Annotated in this window: 2 protein-coding genes; both read left to right on the top strand. The window is 36.7% G+C overall.

Annotation, left to right across the window (positions count from 1 at the left end; genetic code table 11):
- Positions 1-497: glycogen/starch/alpha-glucan phosphorylase (locus ACLNCN_RS04925; RefSeq protein WP_424844754.1), on the top strand; the 497-nt coding region annotated here is incomplete at its 5' end.
- 339 nt (positions 498-836) lie between these two features.
- The coding region (locus ACLNCN_RS04920) for a hypothetical protein (RefSeq protein ID WP_424844753.1) at positions 837-1,025 on the top strand (189 nt) is incomplete at its 3' end.

Raw genomic sequence — 1,025 nt, 5'->3', positions numbered from 1 at the left:
AAATCTCACTTGCTTCTAAAGAAGCTTCAGGTACTGGTAACATGAAATTCATGTTGAACGGAGCCTTGACTCTTGGTACTATGGACGGTGCTAACGTGGAAATCGCTGAGTTGGTTGGAGACGAAAACATCTACATCTTTGGTGAAGATTCAGAAACTGTTATCGATCTTTACGCAAAAGCAGCTTACAAATCAAGCGAATTCTACGCTCGTGAAGCTATCAAACCATTGGTTGACTTCATCGTTAGCGATGCAGTTCTTGCAGCTGGAAACAAAGAGCGCTTGGAACGTCTTTACAATGAATTAATCAACAAAGACTGGTTCATGACTCTTCTTGACTTGGAAGACTACATCAAAGTCAAAGAGCAAATGTTGGCTGACTACGAAGATCGTGACGCATGGTTGGATAAAGTTATCGTTAACATTTCTAAAGCAGGATTCTTCTCATCTGACCGTACAATCGCTCAGTACAACGAAGATATCTGGCACTTGAACTAATACTCTTCGAAAATCTCTTCAAACCACGTCAGCGTTGCCTTGCCGTACTCAAGTACAGCCTGCGGCTAGCTTCCTAGTTTGCTCTTTGATTTTCATTGAGTATAAGATACAAGATTTATACTAATACACTTTCCTATGAAGCGAATTTCGATTGAAATTCGCTTTTTTGAATGCTGTGGGTTTGGGTCAATCTTGTTTTAAAAAGATAGAAATCATAGATACAGTGAACGCATAACACTTTATTTCAGCCTTATGTTTCTTCGTAGTTGCTTACCTCATATTTTTTGTATTCGCTTACATAAAGTGTTATAATATAATTATAGGAAAGAAGGTGTTTTTATGTGGAAAAAATATTTTTCAAAATATAGATGGACTGATTTATTTTGGATTTTATTTATCATTTTGACCTGCCTCTATATTGGTAACCATGATTTGTTTCCTCTCAATCATCAAGAAATCTCTCTTCGAGGTAGTTTCTGGGGATCTGTACTCGCCTTATATCAATTGCTATTTATTGATAAATTTATT

It is taken from the genome of Streptococcus sp. CL8.13 (assembly GCF_049737895.1).
The sequence above is the reverse complement of the archived record's forward strand: the minus strand, read 5'-3'. Positions and strand labels throughout refer to the sequence as shown.